Origin of the sequence: Variovorax sp. YR216, from assembly GCF_900107745.1 — a bacterium.
Classification (GTDB): Bacteria; Pseudomonadota; Gammaproteobacteria; order Burkholderiales; family Burkholderiaceae_C; genus Variovorax.
In genome coordinates this window covers 133,922-150,433 of sequence record NZ_FNRO01000008.1, presented here as the reverse complement: position 1 = coordinate 150,433, position 16,512 = coordinate 133,922, and the positions used below count along the sequence as shown (strand labels likewise).

At 64.3% G+C, this 16,512-nt stretch carries 14 protein-coding genes; 10 read left to right on the top strand and 4 right to left on the bottom strand.

The features are described from left to right. Positions 1–6 precede the first annotated feature (6 nt). Positions 7–825, top strand: coding sequence for a M55 family metallopeptidase (locus BLW05_RS20840; RefSeq protein ID WP_093165473.1), 819 nt, complete (start codon positions 7–9; stop codon positions 823–825). 12 nt (positions 826–837) lie between these two features. Here BLW05_RS20840 and argC read toward each other — a convergent pair whose 3' ends face one another. Then, entirely contained in the window at positions 838–1,761 is a 924-nt protein-coding gene (gene argC, locus BLW05_RS20835) for an N-acetyl-gamma-glutamyl-phosphate reductase (RefSeq protein ID WP_093165472.1), read from the bottom strand. 170 nt (positions 1,762–1,931) lie between these two features. Here argC and sucC point away from each other — a divergent pair, with 170 nt between their 5' ends. The 9 genes from sucC (at position 1,932) to BLW05_RS20790 (ending at position 10,977) form a co-directional block, all read left to right on the top strand. After that, positions 1,932–3,092: an ADP-forming succinate--CoA ligase subunit beta gene (gene sucC / locus BLW05_RS20830; RefSeq protein WP_093165471.1), complete on the top strand. Its 1,161-nt coding sequence runs from the start codon at positions 1,932–1,934 to the stop codon at positions 3,090–3,092. A gap of 9 nt (positions 3,093–3,101) precedes the next feature. Beyond that, positions 3,102–3,995: a succinate--CoA ligase subunit alpha gene (sucD, locus tag BLW05_RS20825; protein ID WP_093165470.1), complete on the top strand. Its 894-nt coding sequence runs from the start codon at positions 3,102–3,104 to the stop codon at positions 3,993–3,995. 92 nt (positions 3,996–4,087) lie between these two features. Beyond that, complete coding sequence (locus tag BLW05_RS20820) at positions 4,088–4,777, top strand: TerC family protein (RefSeq protein ID WP_093165469.1); 690 nt, start codon at positions 4,088–4,090, stop codon at positions 4,775–4,777. 20 nt (positions 4,778–4,797) lie between these two features. Continuing rightward, the gene (locus BLW05_RS20815) at positions 4,798–5,610 is read left to right on the top strand and encodes a Stp1/IreP family PP2C-type Ser/Thr phosphatase (RefSeq protein WP_093165468.1); all 813 of its coding nucleotides are present in this window, start codon (positions 4,798–4,800) and stop codon (positions 5,608–5,610) included. 61 nt (positions 5,611–5,671) lie between these two features. Beyond that, a complete protein-coding gene (locus BLW05_RS20810; RefSeq protein WP_093165467.1) occupies positions 5,672–6,328 on the top strand; it encodes an FHA domain-containing protein in 657 nt (218 codons plus the stop codon). Positions 6,329–6,367: 39 nt separating this feature from the next. After that, the gene (locus tag BLW05_RS20805; RefSeq protein WP_093165466.1) at positions 6,368–8,611 is read left to right on the top strand and encodes a CHASE2 domain-containing protein; all 2,244 of its coding nucleotides are present in this window, start codon (positions 6,368–6,370) and stop codon (positions 8,609–8,611) included. 34 nt (positions 8,612–8,645) lie between these two features. Beyond that, positions 8,646–9,452 carry a 3',5'-cyclic-nucleotide phosphodiesterase gene (locus BLW05_RS20800; RefSeq protein WP_093165465.1) on the top strand — a complete coding sequence of 269 codons (807 nt, stop codon included), beginning with the start codon at positions 8,646–8,648 and terminating at the stop codon, positions 9,450–9,452. Between the two features lie 206 nt (positions 9,453–9,658). Beyond that, positions 9,659–10,168, top strand: coding sequence for a pilin (locus tag BLW05_RS20795; RefSeq protein WP_093165464.1), 510 nt, complete (start codon positions 9,659–9,661; stop codon positions 10,166–10,168). A gap of 464 nt (positions 10,169–10,632) precedes the next feature. Continuing rightward, the gene (locus tag BLW05_RS20790) at positions 10,633–10,977 is read left to right on the top strand and encodes a hypothetical protein (RefSeq protein ID WP_093165463.1); all 345 of its coding nucleotides are present in this window, start codon (positions 10,633–10,635) and stop codon (positions 10,975–10,977) included. A 44-nt stretch (positions 10,978–11,021) separates the two neighbouring features. Here the strand turns inward: BLW05_RS20790 and BLW05_RS20785 are convergent, their stop codons facing one another. The 3 genes from BLW05_RS20785 to BLW05_RS20775 are packed head-to-tail and all read right to left on the bottom strand — an operon-like array spanning position 11,022 to position 16,461. Beyond that, positions 11,022–11,765, bottom strand: a complete 744-nt coding sequence (locus BLW05_RS20785) for an energy transducer TonB (protein WP_093165462.1) — start codon at positions 11,763–11,765, stop codon at positions 11,022–11,024. Between the two features lie 7 nt (positions 11,766–11,772). After that, on the bottom strand, positions 11,773–15,771 hold the full coding sequence (locus tag BLW05_RS20780; RefSeq protein WP_093165461.1) for a pilus assembly protein: 3,999 nt from the start codon (positions 15,769–15,771) through the stop codon (positions 11,773–11,775). Between the two features lie 45 nt (positions 15,772–15,816). Beyond that, complete coding sequence (locus tag BLW05_RS20775) at positions 15,817–16,461, bottom strand: hypothetical protein (protein ID WP_093165460.1); 645 nt, start codon at positions 16,459–16,461, stop codon at positions 15,817–15,819. Positions 16,462–16,512 lie beyond the last annotated feature (51 nt).

The window sequence follows — 16,512 nt, the reverse complement described above, 5'->3', positions numbered from 1 at the left end:
TTCCTCATGAAGATCCTGATCTCCGTCGACATCGAAGGCGTGGCCGGCGTCTACCACTCGCAGCAGGTGCGCGCCGGCAACCCTGAGTACGAGCGCGCGCGCCGCCTCATGACGCAGGAGGCCAACGCAGCCATTGCGGGCGCCCTGGAGGCCGGGGCCGCCGAGGTCTATGTCAACGATTCGCATGGCGACTTCCGCAACCTGCTGCCCGACGCGCTGGACCCTCGCGCCCAGGTCATCCAGGGCAAGCCGCGCTACCTGAGCATGGCCGCGGGCGTCGAATTGGGCGTGGCCGGCCTGTGCATGGTCGGCTATCACTCGCGCGCCCAGGGCCGCGGCATCCTGGCGCACACCATCAACAGTTTTGCCTTTGCACGCGTCGCGTTCAACGGCGAGCCGATGAGCGAGGCGGGCATCTACGGCGCGCTGGCCGGCGAGTACGGCGTGCCGGTGCTGATGGCCAGCGGCGACGATGCCTTCATCGAGGAGAACCGCGCGCTCTTCCCGCGCGCGGCCTTCGTGCAGACCAAGCGTGCGACCGGGCAGAACAGCGGCGTGTCGTTGTCACCCGGGCACGCCTGCGATGCCATCCGCGCCGGCGTCGTCGCGGGGATCGCCGCACGTGCCGACGCGCGGCCGCTGAAGCTGGCGACGCCGCTGCGCATCGATCTTCACACCCAGACGCCCGCGCTGGCCGACCTGTTCTGCCAATGGCCGACGTTCGAGCGCGTGGCGTCCACGGAACTGCGCTTCGATGCCCCGACCGTCGAAGCGGCGGTGCGCATGCTCAACTGCTGTTCAGCGATGTCGACGATGCTGCGCTGAGGCAGCCACGCCTCAGAGCGACAGCATCAGCTTGAGGTTCTGGACGGCCGCGCCGCTGGCGCCCTTGCCCAGGTTGTCGAGGCGGGCGATCACCACCGCATGCCGGTGATCTTCGTTCGGGAAGACGCGGATCTCGAGCTGGTTGGTGTCGTTGAGCGCGATCGCGTCGAGCTTGCCGTCCACCGTGGGCGGCAGCACCTTCACGAACTGCTCCGGCGTGTTGCTCTTCGCGTAATGCGCGGCCAGTGCGTCGTGCAGGTCGCTAGCTTTCGGGCGGTCCGGCAGGTCGTCCAGGTGCAGCGGAAGCTGGACCAGCATGCCCTGCTTGAAGTTGCCGACGGCAGGAATGAACACCGGGCGATTGGTGAGGCCGGTGTACTTCATGATTTCAGGGATGTGCTTGTGCTTGAGGCCCAGCGCGTAGGTTTCGAATGGCGGCGCCTCGCCCTTCTCGTAGGCCTCGATCATGGTGCGCCCGCCGCCGGAATAGCCGCTCACGGACGGCAGCGCGATCGAAAGGCCGGGCGGCAGCAGCCCCGCGTCGACCAGCGGGCGGACCATGGCGATGGCGCCCGTCGCATAGCAGCCCGGGTTGGCCACGCGCTCGGCCCGGGCGACGGCGTCCTTCTGGCCGGCTGCGAGTTCGGGGAACCCGTAGACCCACCCCGGCGCCACGCGGTGCGCGGTCGAGGCGTCGATGATCTTCGGACGGCGGCCGTCGAGCTGGTCGATCAGCGCCACCGATTCGCGCGCGGCGTCGTCATGCAGGCAGAGAACGACGAGATCCACGCCCGCCATCAGGTCGTGCTTGGCGGCGACGTCCTTTCGCAGCTCGGGAGCGATGCTGACGAGTTCGACTTGCGGCATGTTCTGCAGCCGCTCGCGGATCTGGAGGCCGGTGGTGCCGGCTTCGCCATCTATGAAGACCTTGGGCATGGTGGGGCCTCTGGAGAAAGTACGTATTGACCGCAACGAAGGGTCTGCCGTGGTGCGGCGCACCATGATACAGTCCTTGGCTGTCCGCCGCCCCCGCCTTCGGCGCCGTGGCCTGTGGGCAACAGCCAAAATTCTCCCGTTCTCCAAACCCCGTTCCGAGAGACACCCTCATGAAGATTCACGAGTACCAAGGCAAGGAAATTCTTGCCAAGTTCGGCGTGCCTGTGCCGCGAGGCATTCCGGCGTACACAGTGCAGGAGGCGGTCGAGGCCGCCCAGAAGCTCGGCGGCCCCGTCTGGGTTGTCAAGGCGCAGATCCACGCAGGTGGTCGCGGCAAGGGTGGCGGCGTCAAGGTCGCCAAGTCGATCGAGGACGTCAAGAGGCTGGCCGGCGAGATCCTCGGCATGCAGCTGAAGACCCACCAGACCGGCCCTGAAGGCCAGAAGGTCCGCCGCCTCTACATCGAAGACGGCGCCGACATCCAGAAGGAATACTACGTCTCCGTCGTGACCGACCGCGCCACCCAGAAGGTCGCGGTCATCGCCTCCAGCGAAGGCGGCATGGACATCGAGGAAGTGGCGCACTCCACCCCCGAGAAGATCGTCACCGAGTTCGTCGACCCGCTTACCGGCCTCGGCGACGCCCAGGCCAAGAAGATCGCCGACGCCATCGGCATCCCGGCCGACTCCACCGCCCAGGCCGCGGACGTCTTCAAGAAGCTCTACACCTGCTACATGGAAACGGATGCCTCGCTGGTCGAGATCAATCCGCTGAACCGTGACAGCAAGGGCAACATCGTCGCGCTCGACGCCAAGTTCAACTTCGACAGCAACGCGCTGTTCCGCCACCCCGAGATCGTGGCGCTGCGCGACCTGGACGAAGAAGACCCGGCCGAAGTCGAAGCCAGCAAGTTCGACCTCGCCTACATCAGCCTCGACGGCAACATCGGCTGCCTGGTGAACGGCGCGGGCCTCGCCATGGCCACCATGGACACCATCAAGCTCTTCGGCGGCGAGCCGGCGAACTTCCTCGACGTGGGCGGCGGCGCCACCCCCGAGAAGGTCACCGAAGCCTTCAAGATCATGCTGAAGAACAAGAACGTGAAGGCCATCCTGGTCAACATCTTCGGCGGCATCATGAAGTGCGACACCATCGCCACCGGCGTGATCGCAGCCTGCAAGGCCGTGAACCTGCAAGTGCCGCTGGTCGTGCGCATGAAGGGCACCAACGAAGCCGAAGGCAAGAAGCTCCTGGCCGACTCCGGTCTGCCGATCATCAGCGCCGACACCATGGCGGAAGCGGCCCAGAAGGTCGTGGCAGCGGTCAAGTAAGGAACAGTCATGTCGATCTACATCAACAAAGACACCAAAGTCATCACGCAGGGCATCACCGGCAAGACCGGCCAGTTCCACACCGAGAAGTGCCAGGAATACGCGAACGGCAAGAACTGCTTCGTCGCTGGCGTGAACCCGAAGAAGGCCGGCGAGTCGATCTTCAACATCCCGATCTACGGTTCCGTCAAGGAAGCCGCCCAGCAGACCGGCGCGACCGTGTCGGTAATCTACGTGCCGCCACCCGGCGCCGCCGCCGCGATCTGGGAAGCCGTCGAGGCCGACCTCGACATGGCGATCTGCATCACCGAAGGCATTCCGGTGCGCGACATGCTCGAAGTGCGCAACAAGATGAAGGCCAAGGAAGCCGCCGGCGGCAAGAAGACGCTGCTGCTCGGCCCGAACTGCCCCGGCCTGATCACGCCCGACGAGATCAAAATCGGCATCATGCCCGGCCACATCCACCGCAAGGGCCGCATCGGCGTGGTCAGCCGCTCCGGCACGCTGACCTATGAAGCCGTGGCGCAGCTCACCGAGATCGGCCTCGGCCAATCGAGCGCGGTCGGCATCGGCGGCGACCCGATCAACGGCCTGAAGCACATCGACGTGATGAAGGCCTTCAACGACGATCCCGACACCGACGCCGTGATCATGATCGGCGAAATCGGCGGCCCCGACGAGGCGGACGCCGCCCGCTGGTGCAAGGAAAACATGAAGAAGCCGGTCGTCGGCTTCATCGCAGGCGTCACGGCGCCTCCCGGAAAGCGCATGGGCCACGCCGGCGCGCTGATCTCCGGCGGCGCCGACACCGCGGACGCGAAGCTGGCGATCATGGAGGAGTGCGGCTTCACCGTCACCCGCAACTTCTCGGAACTGGCAAAGCGCCTAAAGGCGCTGATCTGAGTTTGCCGCTCGCGTTCTAACCACAAGAACGAAGGCGCCCGCAATCCAGGTTGCGGGCGCTTTTTTAATCAAATAACAGTGGGATACGAGACATGGAATTTCTACAAACGACAGACTTCTGGATCGGTCTGCTAAAGATCGTCTGGATCAACATCATCCTGTCCGGCGACAACGCCGTGGTCATCGCAATGGCGGCGCGTTCGCTCCCGCCGCAGCAGCAGCGCACGGCGGTGCTGTTTGGTTCCGGCGCCGCCGTGGTGCTGCGTATCGTGCTCACCGTGGTCGCGGCAAAGCTGTTGGCGCTTCCTTACCTGCAGATCATCGGCGGCGCGCTGCTGCTCTGGATCGGCACGCAGTTGCTCAGCGAAGAAGACGAAGGCGAAGGCGAAGACAAGGAATACGGCAGTATGTTGGCCGCCGTGCGCACTATTCTTCTGGCCGACCTGGTCATGAGTCTGGACAATGTGATCGCCGTTGCGGCAGCCGCCCAGGGCAGCATGGTGCTTCTCATCCTTGGCCTGGCGATCAGCATTCCGCTGGTGATTTTTGGCAGTACGCTCATGATCAAGCTTATGGAACGTTTCCCGATCATCGTCATGCTTGGCGCCGCCCTCATCGGCTGGGTCGGCGGCGAGACGATCGTGAGCGATACGATCCTGAGCGATGTCCTGGCAGCGAATCCTTGGCTCCACTATGCCGGGGCGGTGGCCGGTGCCGTCTTCGTGGTGTTGATCGGCCGCTGGCTCCAAAAGCGCGGTCAGACCGAGAAACTGGCCACCTGATACGCAAGACCCGCATACCCATGTCGAACACGAGCGCGCCCGTATCCGTCGAAGCAGCCGGCGCGCTGTCGTGGGATTTCGCCGCGCTCACGGACCCAGGCCGGGTGCGCGCCAACAACGAAGACACCATCGCCTTCGATGCCTCCCTGGGGCTGGTTCTTCTGGCCGACGGCATGGGCGGCTACAACGGCGGCGAAGTGGCGAGCGGCATGGCGATCGCGCTTCTCCAGGCCAGCTTCGGGCGGTGGCTGGCCCACGCGGGGCCGCATGCGCATCCCAAGGCGATCCGTCGTGCTTTACAGGCGGGCACCGACGAGGCCAATGCGGCGATCCTCGAGGCAGGCATCGCCAATGTGCAACTCCAGGGCATGGGGACCACCCTCGTGCTGGCGACCTTCGGGCAGCAGCGAGTCATCGTGGGCCACATCGGAGACTCCCGTTGCTATCGCCTGCGCGGCGAAAAGCTCGAGTTGCTCACGCGCGACCATTCGTTGCTGCAGGAGCAACTCGATGCGGGCGCCATCACGCCGGAGCAGGCGGTCCAGTCGCCGCATCGCAATCTGGTGACGCGTGCGCTCGGCATCGAGCGGCACGTCGAACTCGAGATGCATGAGCACAGCGTGCGGCCGGGCGATCTCTTTCTGCTATGTTCTGACGGCTTGAGCGAAATGGTCCCGGACGCGCAGCTTTTCACACTTTTGTTACAGAATATCGCTCTACCGGAAAAAGCAACACTTTTGGTTGCAGCTGCAAATGAAAATGGCGGCAGAGACAACATTTCAGTTGTCTTGGCCCGGGCAAGTGGAGCAGGAGTGCCCGAGACACCCGCGTAGACGAAGGAACTTCCACAATAAGGGCCGCTGTGTACAAAAAGAGGATATCCAGGAGTCGGCCATGCCGAAATTGATCGTTTCGATCGACGGGGTCGTCATCAAGGAGGTGACGCTCGCCAAGGACCGCACCACGCTGGGACGGCGCCCGTACAACGACATCGTTGTCGACAACCTCGCCATCAGCGGCGAACATGCCGTGCTGCACATGATCGGCGGTGATGTCTACCTGGAAGATCTCAACAGCACCAACGGCACCTACGTCAATGGACGGCCGATCAAGAAGCAGGCGCTCGAGCAGAACGACGTCATCGAGGTCGGCAAGTACAAGGTGCGTTACGTGGCCGGTTCCGGCGCTGCAGATGCCTCCGTCGCGACGCGTGCAGTCGTCCCGCCGGCGCCCTCTGGACCGATCCCCCTTTCGTCCGCACCAACCGTGCAGGCCCCGCTCGGCGGCGGTACCGCAGGCGTCGCGGTCATTCGTGTCCTCTCCGGCAGTGGGGCCGGGCGCGAACTGTCGTTGCAGAAGGTCGTTACAACCATCGGCAAGCCGGGTGTGGCCGTGGCGGCAGTCACCCGCCGCCTGCATGGCTACGTGGTGGCGCCGATCGACGGCGGCACTGCGCTCAATGGCGAACCGCTCGGCAGCGAGGCTGTTGCGCTGCAGGATGGCGACGTGCTCGAACTTGGTGGCACGCGGATGCAGTTCGTCGTCAGCTGACCGTTCGCCGGGGCGCGTCACTCCCGGGAGCTCGCCGCAATGAGTGTGCTGCGCCAGCACTGGGCGCGGATCGCCATCACGCTTGTGCCGATCGTTCTCGCGCTGGCGCACGCGGGCGGCTTGTGGCGCTCGTCCTTCCTGGACGCGCTCGAAAACTTCATCTACGACACGCGCCTGCGCGCCACCATGCCGCGGACGCTCGATCCGCGCATCGTGATCATCGACATCGACGACGCGAGCTTGCAGCAAATGGGGCAATGGCCCTGGCGTCGCGACCAATTGGCGAAGCTCGTCACCGAAGTGATCGACCGCCAACAAGCGACGGTGCTCGGCTTTGACGTGCTGTTCGTCGAGCCCGATTCATTTTCCGCACACGATGTTTTGCAGCGCTTGGAAGAGGGCGCTTTCGCCGGCCAGCCGCAAGCCGTCGAGGCGATCAGGCAGTTGGTGCCGAAGGTGGATCCGGATGCCATCTTTGCGAGTGCGCTTGCCGGCCGTCCCGTCGCGTTGGGCTTTTACTTCACCCGGAGCAAGGTGCCGCAAGCGAGGGGGCAACTGCCGGCCCCGGTCTTGCCGCCCGACAGCTTCCCGGATGGGCGTGAATACGCGACGCGGTGGAACGGGTTCGTCGGAAGCATCCCGCAGCTGGCCCAAAGCGCTCCCGCCGCAGGCTTTCTCAATGTGCTGCTCGACGCCGATCAGGACGGTGTCGTCCGCTCAGTGCCGCTCATTGCGCGCTACGTCGGGCAGGTCGGCCAGCCCGGCTATTACGAGTCCCTCGCCCTCGCAGTCTTCCGGATGGCCACGGACTCCCGGGCGCTGATGCCGATCTTTGCGCCGGGTGGCGGCGGCGGCGCATCGCCGATGCAGTCGCTCGCGCTCGCCAATGATGGTGGGCAGGTGCGGGTTCCGCTGGATGCCAGCGCCAGCATCCTTGTTCCTTATCGTGGCCCCGGCGGCGCCAACGGAGGATCGTTTCGGCACGTCCCGGCGGCCGACGTGATCCATGGGGCGCTGGCGCCCGGCGAACTCAAGGGCAAGATCGTGCTGGTGGGATCCAGCGCACCGGGGCTGGAGGATCTCCGTTCCACGCCGGCGGGCGCGGCCTTTCCGGGCGTCGAAGTGCATGCCAACATCATTTCCGGCCTGCTCGATGGCCGCCTCCAAGGCGTTCCCGACTATGCCGCGGGCTACGAGTCGATCGTCCTGGTCCTTGCCGGCCTCGTACTGGCGTTCGGGCTTTCCCTTGGCACCGCGCAACGTGCGGTAGTGATCGCCGGGCTCACCGTCGCGGTCGTGATTGGCATCAATACCTTGCTCTTCCTGCACGCCAACCTCGTGCTGCCGTTGGGCGCGACGCTGGCCATGATCGGGGTGGCCTTTGTCCTCAACATGAGCTGGGGCTACCTGGTCGAGGCCCGCGCAAGCCGGCGTTTGGCCAACCTGTTCGGCACCTATGTGCCTCGTGAACTGGTCGCCGAAATGCAGGTGGACCCCGCGCGCTACAGCATGCGGGCCCAGAGCAGGGAACTCACCGTGATGTTCTGCGACATGCGCGGGTTCACCCGGATGGCAGAGCACATGGCGCCGGTCGATCTGCAGGACTTCCTGAACGTGATCTTCAGCCGCCTGACCGAAGTCATCAGCGCGCACTGGGGAACGGTCGACAAATACATCGGCGACTGCGTCATGGCGTTCTGGGGCGCGCCGGTGGACACCCCGAACCACGCCGAACGGGCCGTCCGGGCGGCGATCGACATGGTGGCCGCGGTTCGCGAGCTGAACGAAATCAATCGCCGCACAGGCCGGCCGCAGATCAACGTGGGCATCGGGCTGAACTCAGGCGTCATGAGCGTCGGCGACATGGGCTCCGCCATCCGCCGTAGCTACACGGTCGTCGGCGACGCGGTCAACCTCGCCTCGAGGATCGAGGGTCTGGGCGTGCACTACGGCGTGGAAATCGTCGCCACGGAGGCAACGCAGGCGCTTGCGCCGTCGGTTGGCTGGCAGGAACTCGATTGCGTCAGGGTCCAGGGCAAACTCAACCTGGTGCGGATCTTTACGCCCACCGCGGCAGATCAGGACGCCCTCACGCGCTGGAATGGAGTGATTTCGGCCTATCGCGCGCAGGATTGGCAGCGCGGCCAAGCTATGCTTGCGCCCCTGCTCGCCATGGATGCCAAAAAAGTCCTTTACCAGCTGTACGAACAGCGATTAGCCTCAATGGCGTTGCAGCCAAAAGACCCGGATTGGGACGGTGCGACCCGGTTCGAATCGAAATAACAGCCGACGAGCTGAAAGGTCAAGGTCTAGCGAAATGCAGGTGCGTGTATTGGGGTGCTCCGGCGCGATCGCCAAGGACTGCCGCACGACTTCGTTTCTGGTCGATAGCGACCTGCTGGTCGACGCTGGCACCGGCGTCGGCGACCTCACCCTGGACGAGATGGCCGCGATCGACGACGTGGTTCTGACCCATTCGCATCTCGACCACGTGGCGGCGCTGCCGCTGATGCTCGACGCCATCGCCAGCCGCCGCACGCGGCCGCTGCGCGTGCATGCGCTGCGCGCCACCATCGAGGCGCTGCGGGCACATGTCTTCAACAACGTCATCTGGCCCGATTTCGCGAGCATTCCGAGCCGCGAGGCGCCGTTCGTGAGCTTCCATGACCTGGTGATCGGGCAACAACTGCAGCTCGGCACCAGCGCGCTCAAGAACATCGAAGTCCTGCCCGCGGTTCATACCGTGCCGGCCTGCGGCTTTGCCGTGCGCTCCGCCAAGGGCGGGCCCCACTGGATCTTCAGCGGCGATACCGAGCGCAACGCGCCGTTCTGGGACCGCGTGAACCAGCTCGATGTCGGCATGCTCGTGATCGAGACCGCGTTCAGCAACCGGGAAAAGGTGCTGGCGCAGCGCAGCCTGCATCTGTCGCCCTGCGCCCTGGCCGGCGAGCTGGCGCAGATCGCCCCGGGCAAGGACTTCCCGATTTACATCACCCACACCAAGCCCGCGGAAACCGGCGAGATCATGAGCCAGATCGAGGAGCTCACCAAAGGATCGTGCCCGGACGGCAACAAGGGCTGGGACATTCGGTGGCTTCAGGCTGCTGGCATGTTCGAACTTTGACGAGTTTTGGCAGGGAGTGACAAAAAACGTCACCTCATGTTCGGTCCGCACAACAAGGTTTGTCACACGTTGTAACCAGAACGTGAACAAGTTCCTGCTCAGTGGGCCCCCAGGCGACGGTGGCACGCATGGCATGGATGCTGCGGTTACTTCAGCGCACCGGGGGCTCTCCTCGGGGTCCCTAGAAACCAACCTGGAGTAGTGAAATGAACCGTCGTTCCATCGCACGCCGCGCACAAGCCGGCTTCACCCTTATCGAATTGATGATCGTTGTGGCGATCATTGGTATCTTGGCTGCCGTGGCTTTGCCGGCGTATCAGGACTACACCGTCCGCGCCAAGGTTTCGGAAATGGTCCTGGCCGCTTCGTCGTGCCGCACCAGCATCACGGAAATCGTTCAGGCCTCGACGACGCCTGACTTCTCCGCTGCGCTGACCGCTGGCCCCTGCACCTTCACCGCCACCAAGTACGTCGCGTCTGGTTCGGTTGATGCCACGACCGGCGCAATCACGGTCGTTGGCAATGAAACGAATCTGGCCGGCAGCACTTCCGCGACCGCCAACGCGATTTCGCTTATTCCCTTCACTGATGCCGCAGCAACCGCAGCCCTGGCCCCGACGACTGATGGCGGCAAGACCGTTGCTGCCTGGAAGTGCGGCCCCGCAGCGACCAATCCGCTGCCCTCGAAGTACCTGCCGGGTTCGTGCAAGGGCTGATCGCCTCGCACTCGAACAAGAGCCGCCCTCGGGCGGCTTTTTTCGTCTTGCTTTGCCGGAGCCTCACCGACGCATCGCGTACAACCCCGATGATTGACTCTCGCCCAACGGCTTGATCGGGGGGCGCTCGTGCGCGGTTGGAATAGGCGTCGTAGGCGGTCGTTCCGCTCGTGCTAGCGTTGCATCCCCGTCTGCTTGCCCCGAACCCATACTGCGCCCGTCACGTCAAGGCGTGATCGGGATTGGCGTCCCATGTAACTGCTGCGACGCAAGCCGCAGTCTCTACCGCAATAGTTTTGCGGCTTCGTCGTTCGTGCCTCCATTTTTTTGGCGGCTTGAGCGGGAGGCTCACGCCCTGCCGGTTCTCGCAAGGGCTTCCCGGTCTTCCAACCCGTTCGAGCTGCCGCCCTCGTTTGGAAGCGTGGGCAGCGGTTTCAGCAAACCGAAGCTCTTGGAGGCCCATTTTGGCTGAACGCATTCGCGCATCTGCGCACCCGCTCGCAACACCCGCCCAAAGACTGGCCGTCGACGTCGCCGACCGTTTGGGTGACATCAGGACATTTATCGCGCCCTATGTCTGCATCGAGCCCTTCATACGCCCGATGCACCTGCGCGAACACGACGAGTTCACCGCCACGCCGGCCGAATTGGGCGCGCTCGTGGCAGCGGTCAACACGGAGTTCGAGGGGCTTCTGCAAGCCGTGGACGACGCCGGGGAGGCGTTGAGCAAGGCATTGCGCAAGGCGGCCCGGAAGACCCTGAAGGCCAAGCCAAATAAGAGACAGAAGGCGCTCCGACGAACGGCATGAACGCCTCGCGCTGACCAACTCAGAAGTCAGGCTGCGCCTGCTCGTCAGTGCAGATTCCCCAATGGCGTGTTGTCGAACACAACCTCCACCCGCACCCGGGACTTCACTGCCTTTCCATCGACCTGCCCCGGTGAGAACCTTGCAGCCATGAAGGCCTCGCGTGCGGCCTGCTCGAAAGCCTCGGGCAGTCTCGGCTCCTCCGCTCTGATGCGCCGGACCTGGCCATCTTCATCGATGAACAGTGAAAGAACGGCAGTGTGCCGATCGAGGTCCGATACATCGGATGGCGCGCCAATGATGACGGGGCCCTGTGCAACCGGAACGGACGAGAGTTGGGGTCGGGGAACGTATTCACGCTCTTCTTCTTCAGCCGTGGGAAGTGCGGGCGCGGCGATGTGCGACGAGATCGGCGCTTGTTCAGTCGGAGCGCTGTTGTCAGGGATTGATCTGCGCGCCAGCCCGCGACGTTCTCCGGATCGCTGGAGAGGCGGCTCCGCGGTATGGCCTTCAGGACGCGCTGATGCGGAAGAGTTGCGCGCAAAGGCCATGGTCTCCGCGGCCGGAGGTGCGATTCGCGGACTCTGGATAAGTCTGGCTTGCAGCGCTCCGGTCGAGCCCACGTTAGCAAGCTGGGGTCGTGCCTTTTCAGAAGGCATCCCCAGATTGATCAACACCAGATGCACGACCAGGGATGCCGCCGCGCACAGCGGCAATGCACGCCGCAATTCGCTCTCCCGCCATCCCTGGTCTCGGCGAATGCCCCCACTCGCTGCAATCGCGCCCGTCATTGGCCCTTCAATCCGACAGTTCCCGCCACGAAGTGCGATGCGCGCTGCCGGTGCCACTCGACGGCTTGTTGGGTGGCGTCTTGACGGCAATGCTGCCGTCGCTCCCCTGCACGATGACGCGGACGTTGCCGTTGGTGTCCTTCACCCAGCTCAGACCGACGACCAGCGCGTTGGGGCTGAATTGCTGGCCGACGGGGTTGGTCGTGATCACGCCCCCGTTGGTCACATTGAGGAAGTAGAGCCACGACGAGCCCCCCGACGAGCACGCATCGCCGGTCGGGATGGCCGATGAAACCACGAGGGAGTTGAATTGCAGCCCCATGTTGGTCACCACACGCTCGCCGCTGTGCGGCATGTCGACCCACCAGCCGCCCTTCGCGGTCCAGTCCACCGTGGTGTTCGAGACCGAGGCGGACACGGCCGCCGCGGCGGTACCGTTCAGCGTGAAGGTCTGCTGCACGAAGTCGGCCGTATCGGCGCGCACGTCGCCCCAGGAAGTGGCCGTCAACGGATCCTTGACGGCATAGATGGACTGCTGCGTCGTGTCGCTGATGTCAGTCACACCGAGGTAGCGGCCCGTTCCCACCACGACCACTGGCTTGCCCGAGACCTGCGCCAGTTCCGGCTTGGTCGTGATGGGCTGCGGCGTGGTCGTGTTGACTTGGAACTTCGCGAGCTGTTGCGCAGCCTGGTTGGGCGCCACGAGTTTGTCGATGTCGAACCGCCAGAGGTTGCCCTTGAGGTCGCCGCCGTAGTAGCGCTTCGCGGTGTTGTCCGAAGTGTTGTCGATCCACGCGTTGATCTTCGCCAGGCCGCTCGGATCGCTGCTGCTGCCGACACCTGTCGAGATGTCGAACAGCTTGGCGCCCGTGGCGGCATTGAGCACGTAGAGGTGCCCCTGGCCGTCGCCGCTCGTGTTGTTGTAGCCCGAGGTGAATGCGACCACCCAGGTTCCATCGGCGCGCTTGGTGATGATCGGATTGCCGTAGGTCAGCCCCATGTTCGCGTCGGTGAACTCCCAGAGCGCCACCGGATTGTTCGGGTCGGTGATGTCGAGCGCGTAGTAGCTGCTTCCGCCGGAGTTGAGTCCGGCGACCAGGATGGTCTTCCAGTTGTTTCCGACCTTGATGTCGCCCATGACGGGTGCGCCGTCGGCGAAGTACTGGTGCTTGTTCGCGTAGTTCGAATCGGCCAGCTTGTAGAGGTTGGGCAACACCGCGGTGGGGACGTAGGCCCAGAGCTCGGTGCCGCCCGAGGCGGTCGCGTCCGCCTGGAAGGCATGCAGCATGCCGTCGTTTGCCGCGACGTAGACGACGTTCGTGCGGGTGCTTTGCGCCGTCACGAAGTCCGCGTAGCCCGCATCACCGTACTTGAACGGCGGCTTGCCCACATGGACCGGTGCGCCGTTGATGATGTCGCCGAGCACATGGTCGCGCTTCCGGTAGAGCGCTGACGTTGTGGCGCTGATGCCCGTGGAGGCCGTCGCGACGGCGGACTCGTAGGTCCGATCCCCCTTCAGGTAGTTGATCAGGTTGGCTCCGGAATTGGCAGTCGTCTTGTCGGTGGTGCTCAGCGTCGCGCATTGCGACGCCACGACGGTCTGCGAGCACAGGTTGTCGAAGAACGTCTTCTGTGCCGTGCTGAGGTTGCCGTAGGCGAAGCTCTGCAATCCACCGATGCCGCTGAAGTAGATTTTCCGGCTCGAGACGCCCAACGCGTCGAGCTTGGCCTGGGCGGACCAGGTGGCCGTCGGGGTGATGGTGGCATCCGTGGCGCTGAGCGGGAAGGCTTGCAGGTCGCCGGTCCACGAAACGGTCGTATAGCTGGCGCCATAGACCTGGTTGTTGTTGCCCGCGACGAGTTCGAGCGAACTGGTCGACGCCGCGGATGCAGAGCCCGCGACCTGCTGGACGCTGTTGATCACGCCGTTGATCGCGTCGGCCAGCAGGCCGGCGTTGAGAGCGGAGTAGTACTGGCCCCGGCCATTGACCGCGGCGTGCCAGAGGTCGTCCACGTTGGTCGCGTTGCCGCCGTTGCTGGTCTCCGACGGCGCCGGCCAGTTCAGCGCGCCGCTCTTCAGGTCGGCGAAGGCGCCTGAGGTCTGCGTCAGGTAGTTCCGGTCGTAGGGCAGGGTTCCGCTCACGCCCAGGCCGATCGTGAACGTGTTCATGTGCTGCTTCGTGTTGTTGTCGCCGGCCGCGGGGCGGACGATGTCGGAGCAGACGTTCTCGCCCGAGGAACCCGAGGTGCAATTGTTGAGCGTGCTGTCCCGCAGGTCGGTCGCGTAGTAGTACTCGGCAACGTCCGCAAGGGTGTTGGATGCGCCGCCCGAGGTCGAAGGTGTCTGTGTCGTGCTGGTGGTGACGACCGAAGAGACCTGGGCCGTGGTGTAGGTGTAGGTCAGGGTGGGAGACCAGCTGCCGTCCACGTGCGTCGAGCCGACGCTCGGCAAGGAGGGATTCTTGTCGCAGGAGAGGGTCGTGGTTTCTGCCGAATAGGCACTCGCGGGCGGCTCGATCGGATCAGTGATGGTCGGAGAGGTGGTGCCTGCGCCATTGGTGTCGGTGATCGCGACTGTCGCCGGGTTGTTGGGGTCGTTGGCCCAATTGGCGATCGTGGGCGTGGTCTGGGAGGTGGAAGTCACGACACCGTTCGTCGTCACGACCGTCGAGGTGTAGGAGGACGTTCCGACCTGCGGCGTGGTGAATTGTTGCGTCTGCGTTTCCGTCGCCGTCCGTTGCTTGACGGTGCTGAGGTAGTAGCCCTTCTTCGTGCAGCTGGTTGTCGACGTGCCGCCATTGTTCTGAGTGCCAGGGCCGGTACTCGTCGCGCTGGTGACCTTCGTCCAGTCGATGGTTCGCGACTGCTTGTTGGAGATCTGGCTTCGCGTCGCCGGTGACGAGTAGGTCGTCACCTTGGTCAGGATATTGACCGTTTCGTCCAGCATGGGACGGACTTCCGCGCCGTCCTGGTTGCCGACCAGGGTCGCGTTGTCGAGCTGGTACGGCCCGAACTTCGGCGAGTTCGTGCTCTCGAGACCGGTGTTCCAGTAGCCGTCGGTGGACAGCAGCGCGTAGTTGCGCTGGCAGGAGTACTGGACCGGGTCGTAGGTCTGTCCGGACACCTTTTTGGCGTAGTAGCGTCCAGCCTTCGAGAGCGCGCCGCGCAGCGGCGTGTTGCCGCTGGGGGACGCGGCATACAGGCTGCTGTAGAAGTTGGTCTTTTGCGTGGCGTCGAAGTCCTTGACGTCGCGGAAGTTGTTGGTGCCGTCCACCGCCGACTTGTCACTGATCGTGCTGAATCCGACGCGATAGCTCGAGTCGAGCGCCGAGATGGCGCGCCCCATGGCGGTCCGCATCAGGAGGTAGCGCTTGCGGTAGTACGAATACCAGTTGGCGTAGTTCTGGGCCTCGGTGGCTGTGCTGGCCACCGTGACCTTCGTGAACACGGAACTGGAGCTACCCGACGAGGTCGTGCACTCCTGATAGAAGGGCGTGTTGAGAGGACCGTTGGTGTCATAGGTCCAGCCCATCTTCGGCTGTTTGGTCCCGTTGTTGCCGTTGTAGACGTAGTAGTAGTTGTTCGAATTGGAGAGATTGGTCGTGGTGCTCGACGACGAGAAGCCATCGTCCTTCGCAGCAATGAAGCTTGCGTTGGGGAAGGAAGTTCCGTCCGCGTTGAGCGGTGGCACGTAAGTCAACGTCGGGTCGTACGCGACGCCGTTGCACTGGGCCGAGTAGTAGCCGTAGGTGCTGGTACCGCTCATGTCGTCGGGCATGTAGGCCGATCCCATACTGCCCGAGTTGTCCAGGATGAACAGCAAGTTGGGTTTGGCCTGCACATTGGGGCGCGTCGCCAGCGGCTGGTTCGACAGGTCGGTCACGCCGGCCGTGGCCGATGGCCCGAATGTCGCGATCAACAAGGCGCACACCAGCGTCAACCTGGCGCACTGGACGGTGCGCCCGCGTTGCACGAGGGCCAGGGGAGCGATTGCAGTGGTCTTCATGGCAGTAGTTCCTCTCTCCGTGGGCGCTGGTGACGCGCTTCCTCGTCAGAAATGCACGATCGTTTCGGTGAAGCTGGTTGTGTTGCGCGCACCCTGCGCACGCACGACGATCCGGTAGTACGCGGTGATTGCAGAGCAGTCCAGCGATTGGTTGGCGTAGTCCTGGGCCCCCTTGGCCCCACACGAGGCGGAGGTGGTGGACCGTTGCGCGCAGTTGATCGTCGTGTCGGTGGTGAAGTCGCCGGGCTTCGAGCAGAGCCTGAAGATGACATAACGGGCCGTGTTGCCGTTGATCGTGCCAGCGCTCGCCGTCTGGATGCTGCAGCCGTTGTAGCTGCCGCTCAGCGCGCTCTGACAGTTGTTGCCGTCCCAGTCGATCAGTTGGCGGTTGGCCGTGGTGGCGAGTTGCTGGCCTGTCGCGTCGACGGGGGGTCTCACCGTGACGCCGTCTGCCGCGAGTTCCTGCGTGCTGGCGTAGTAGCCGTTTCCGGCGATGTCGGTATTCAGCGTCGTGCTGTTCACTGTCAGCCAGTTGATGGCCTGGCGCGCGGCCTGGTCCGCAGCGGCCGTCGCGTCCTGCTTGAAGCCGATGTTGCCCAGCAACAGCGCGCCGGTATCGACAGAGCGGACCAGCGCCAGCGTCGCAAGGGAAAGGGCGACCAGGGCGAGCAGCGCGAACAACAGCGACACGCCGCGCTGGCTGCGTGGACTCGAGGAGACGGGTGAATTTGGGAGCTGCAT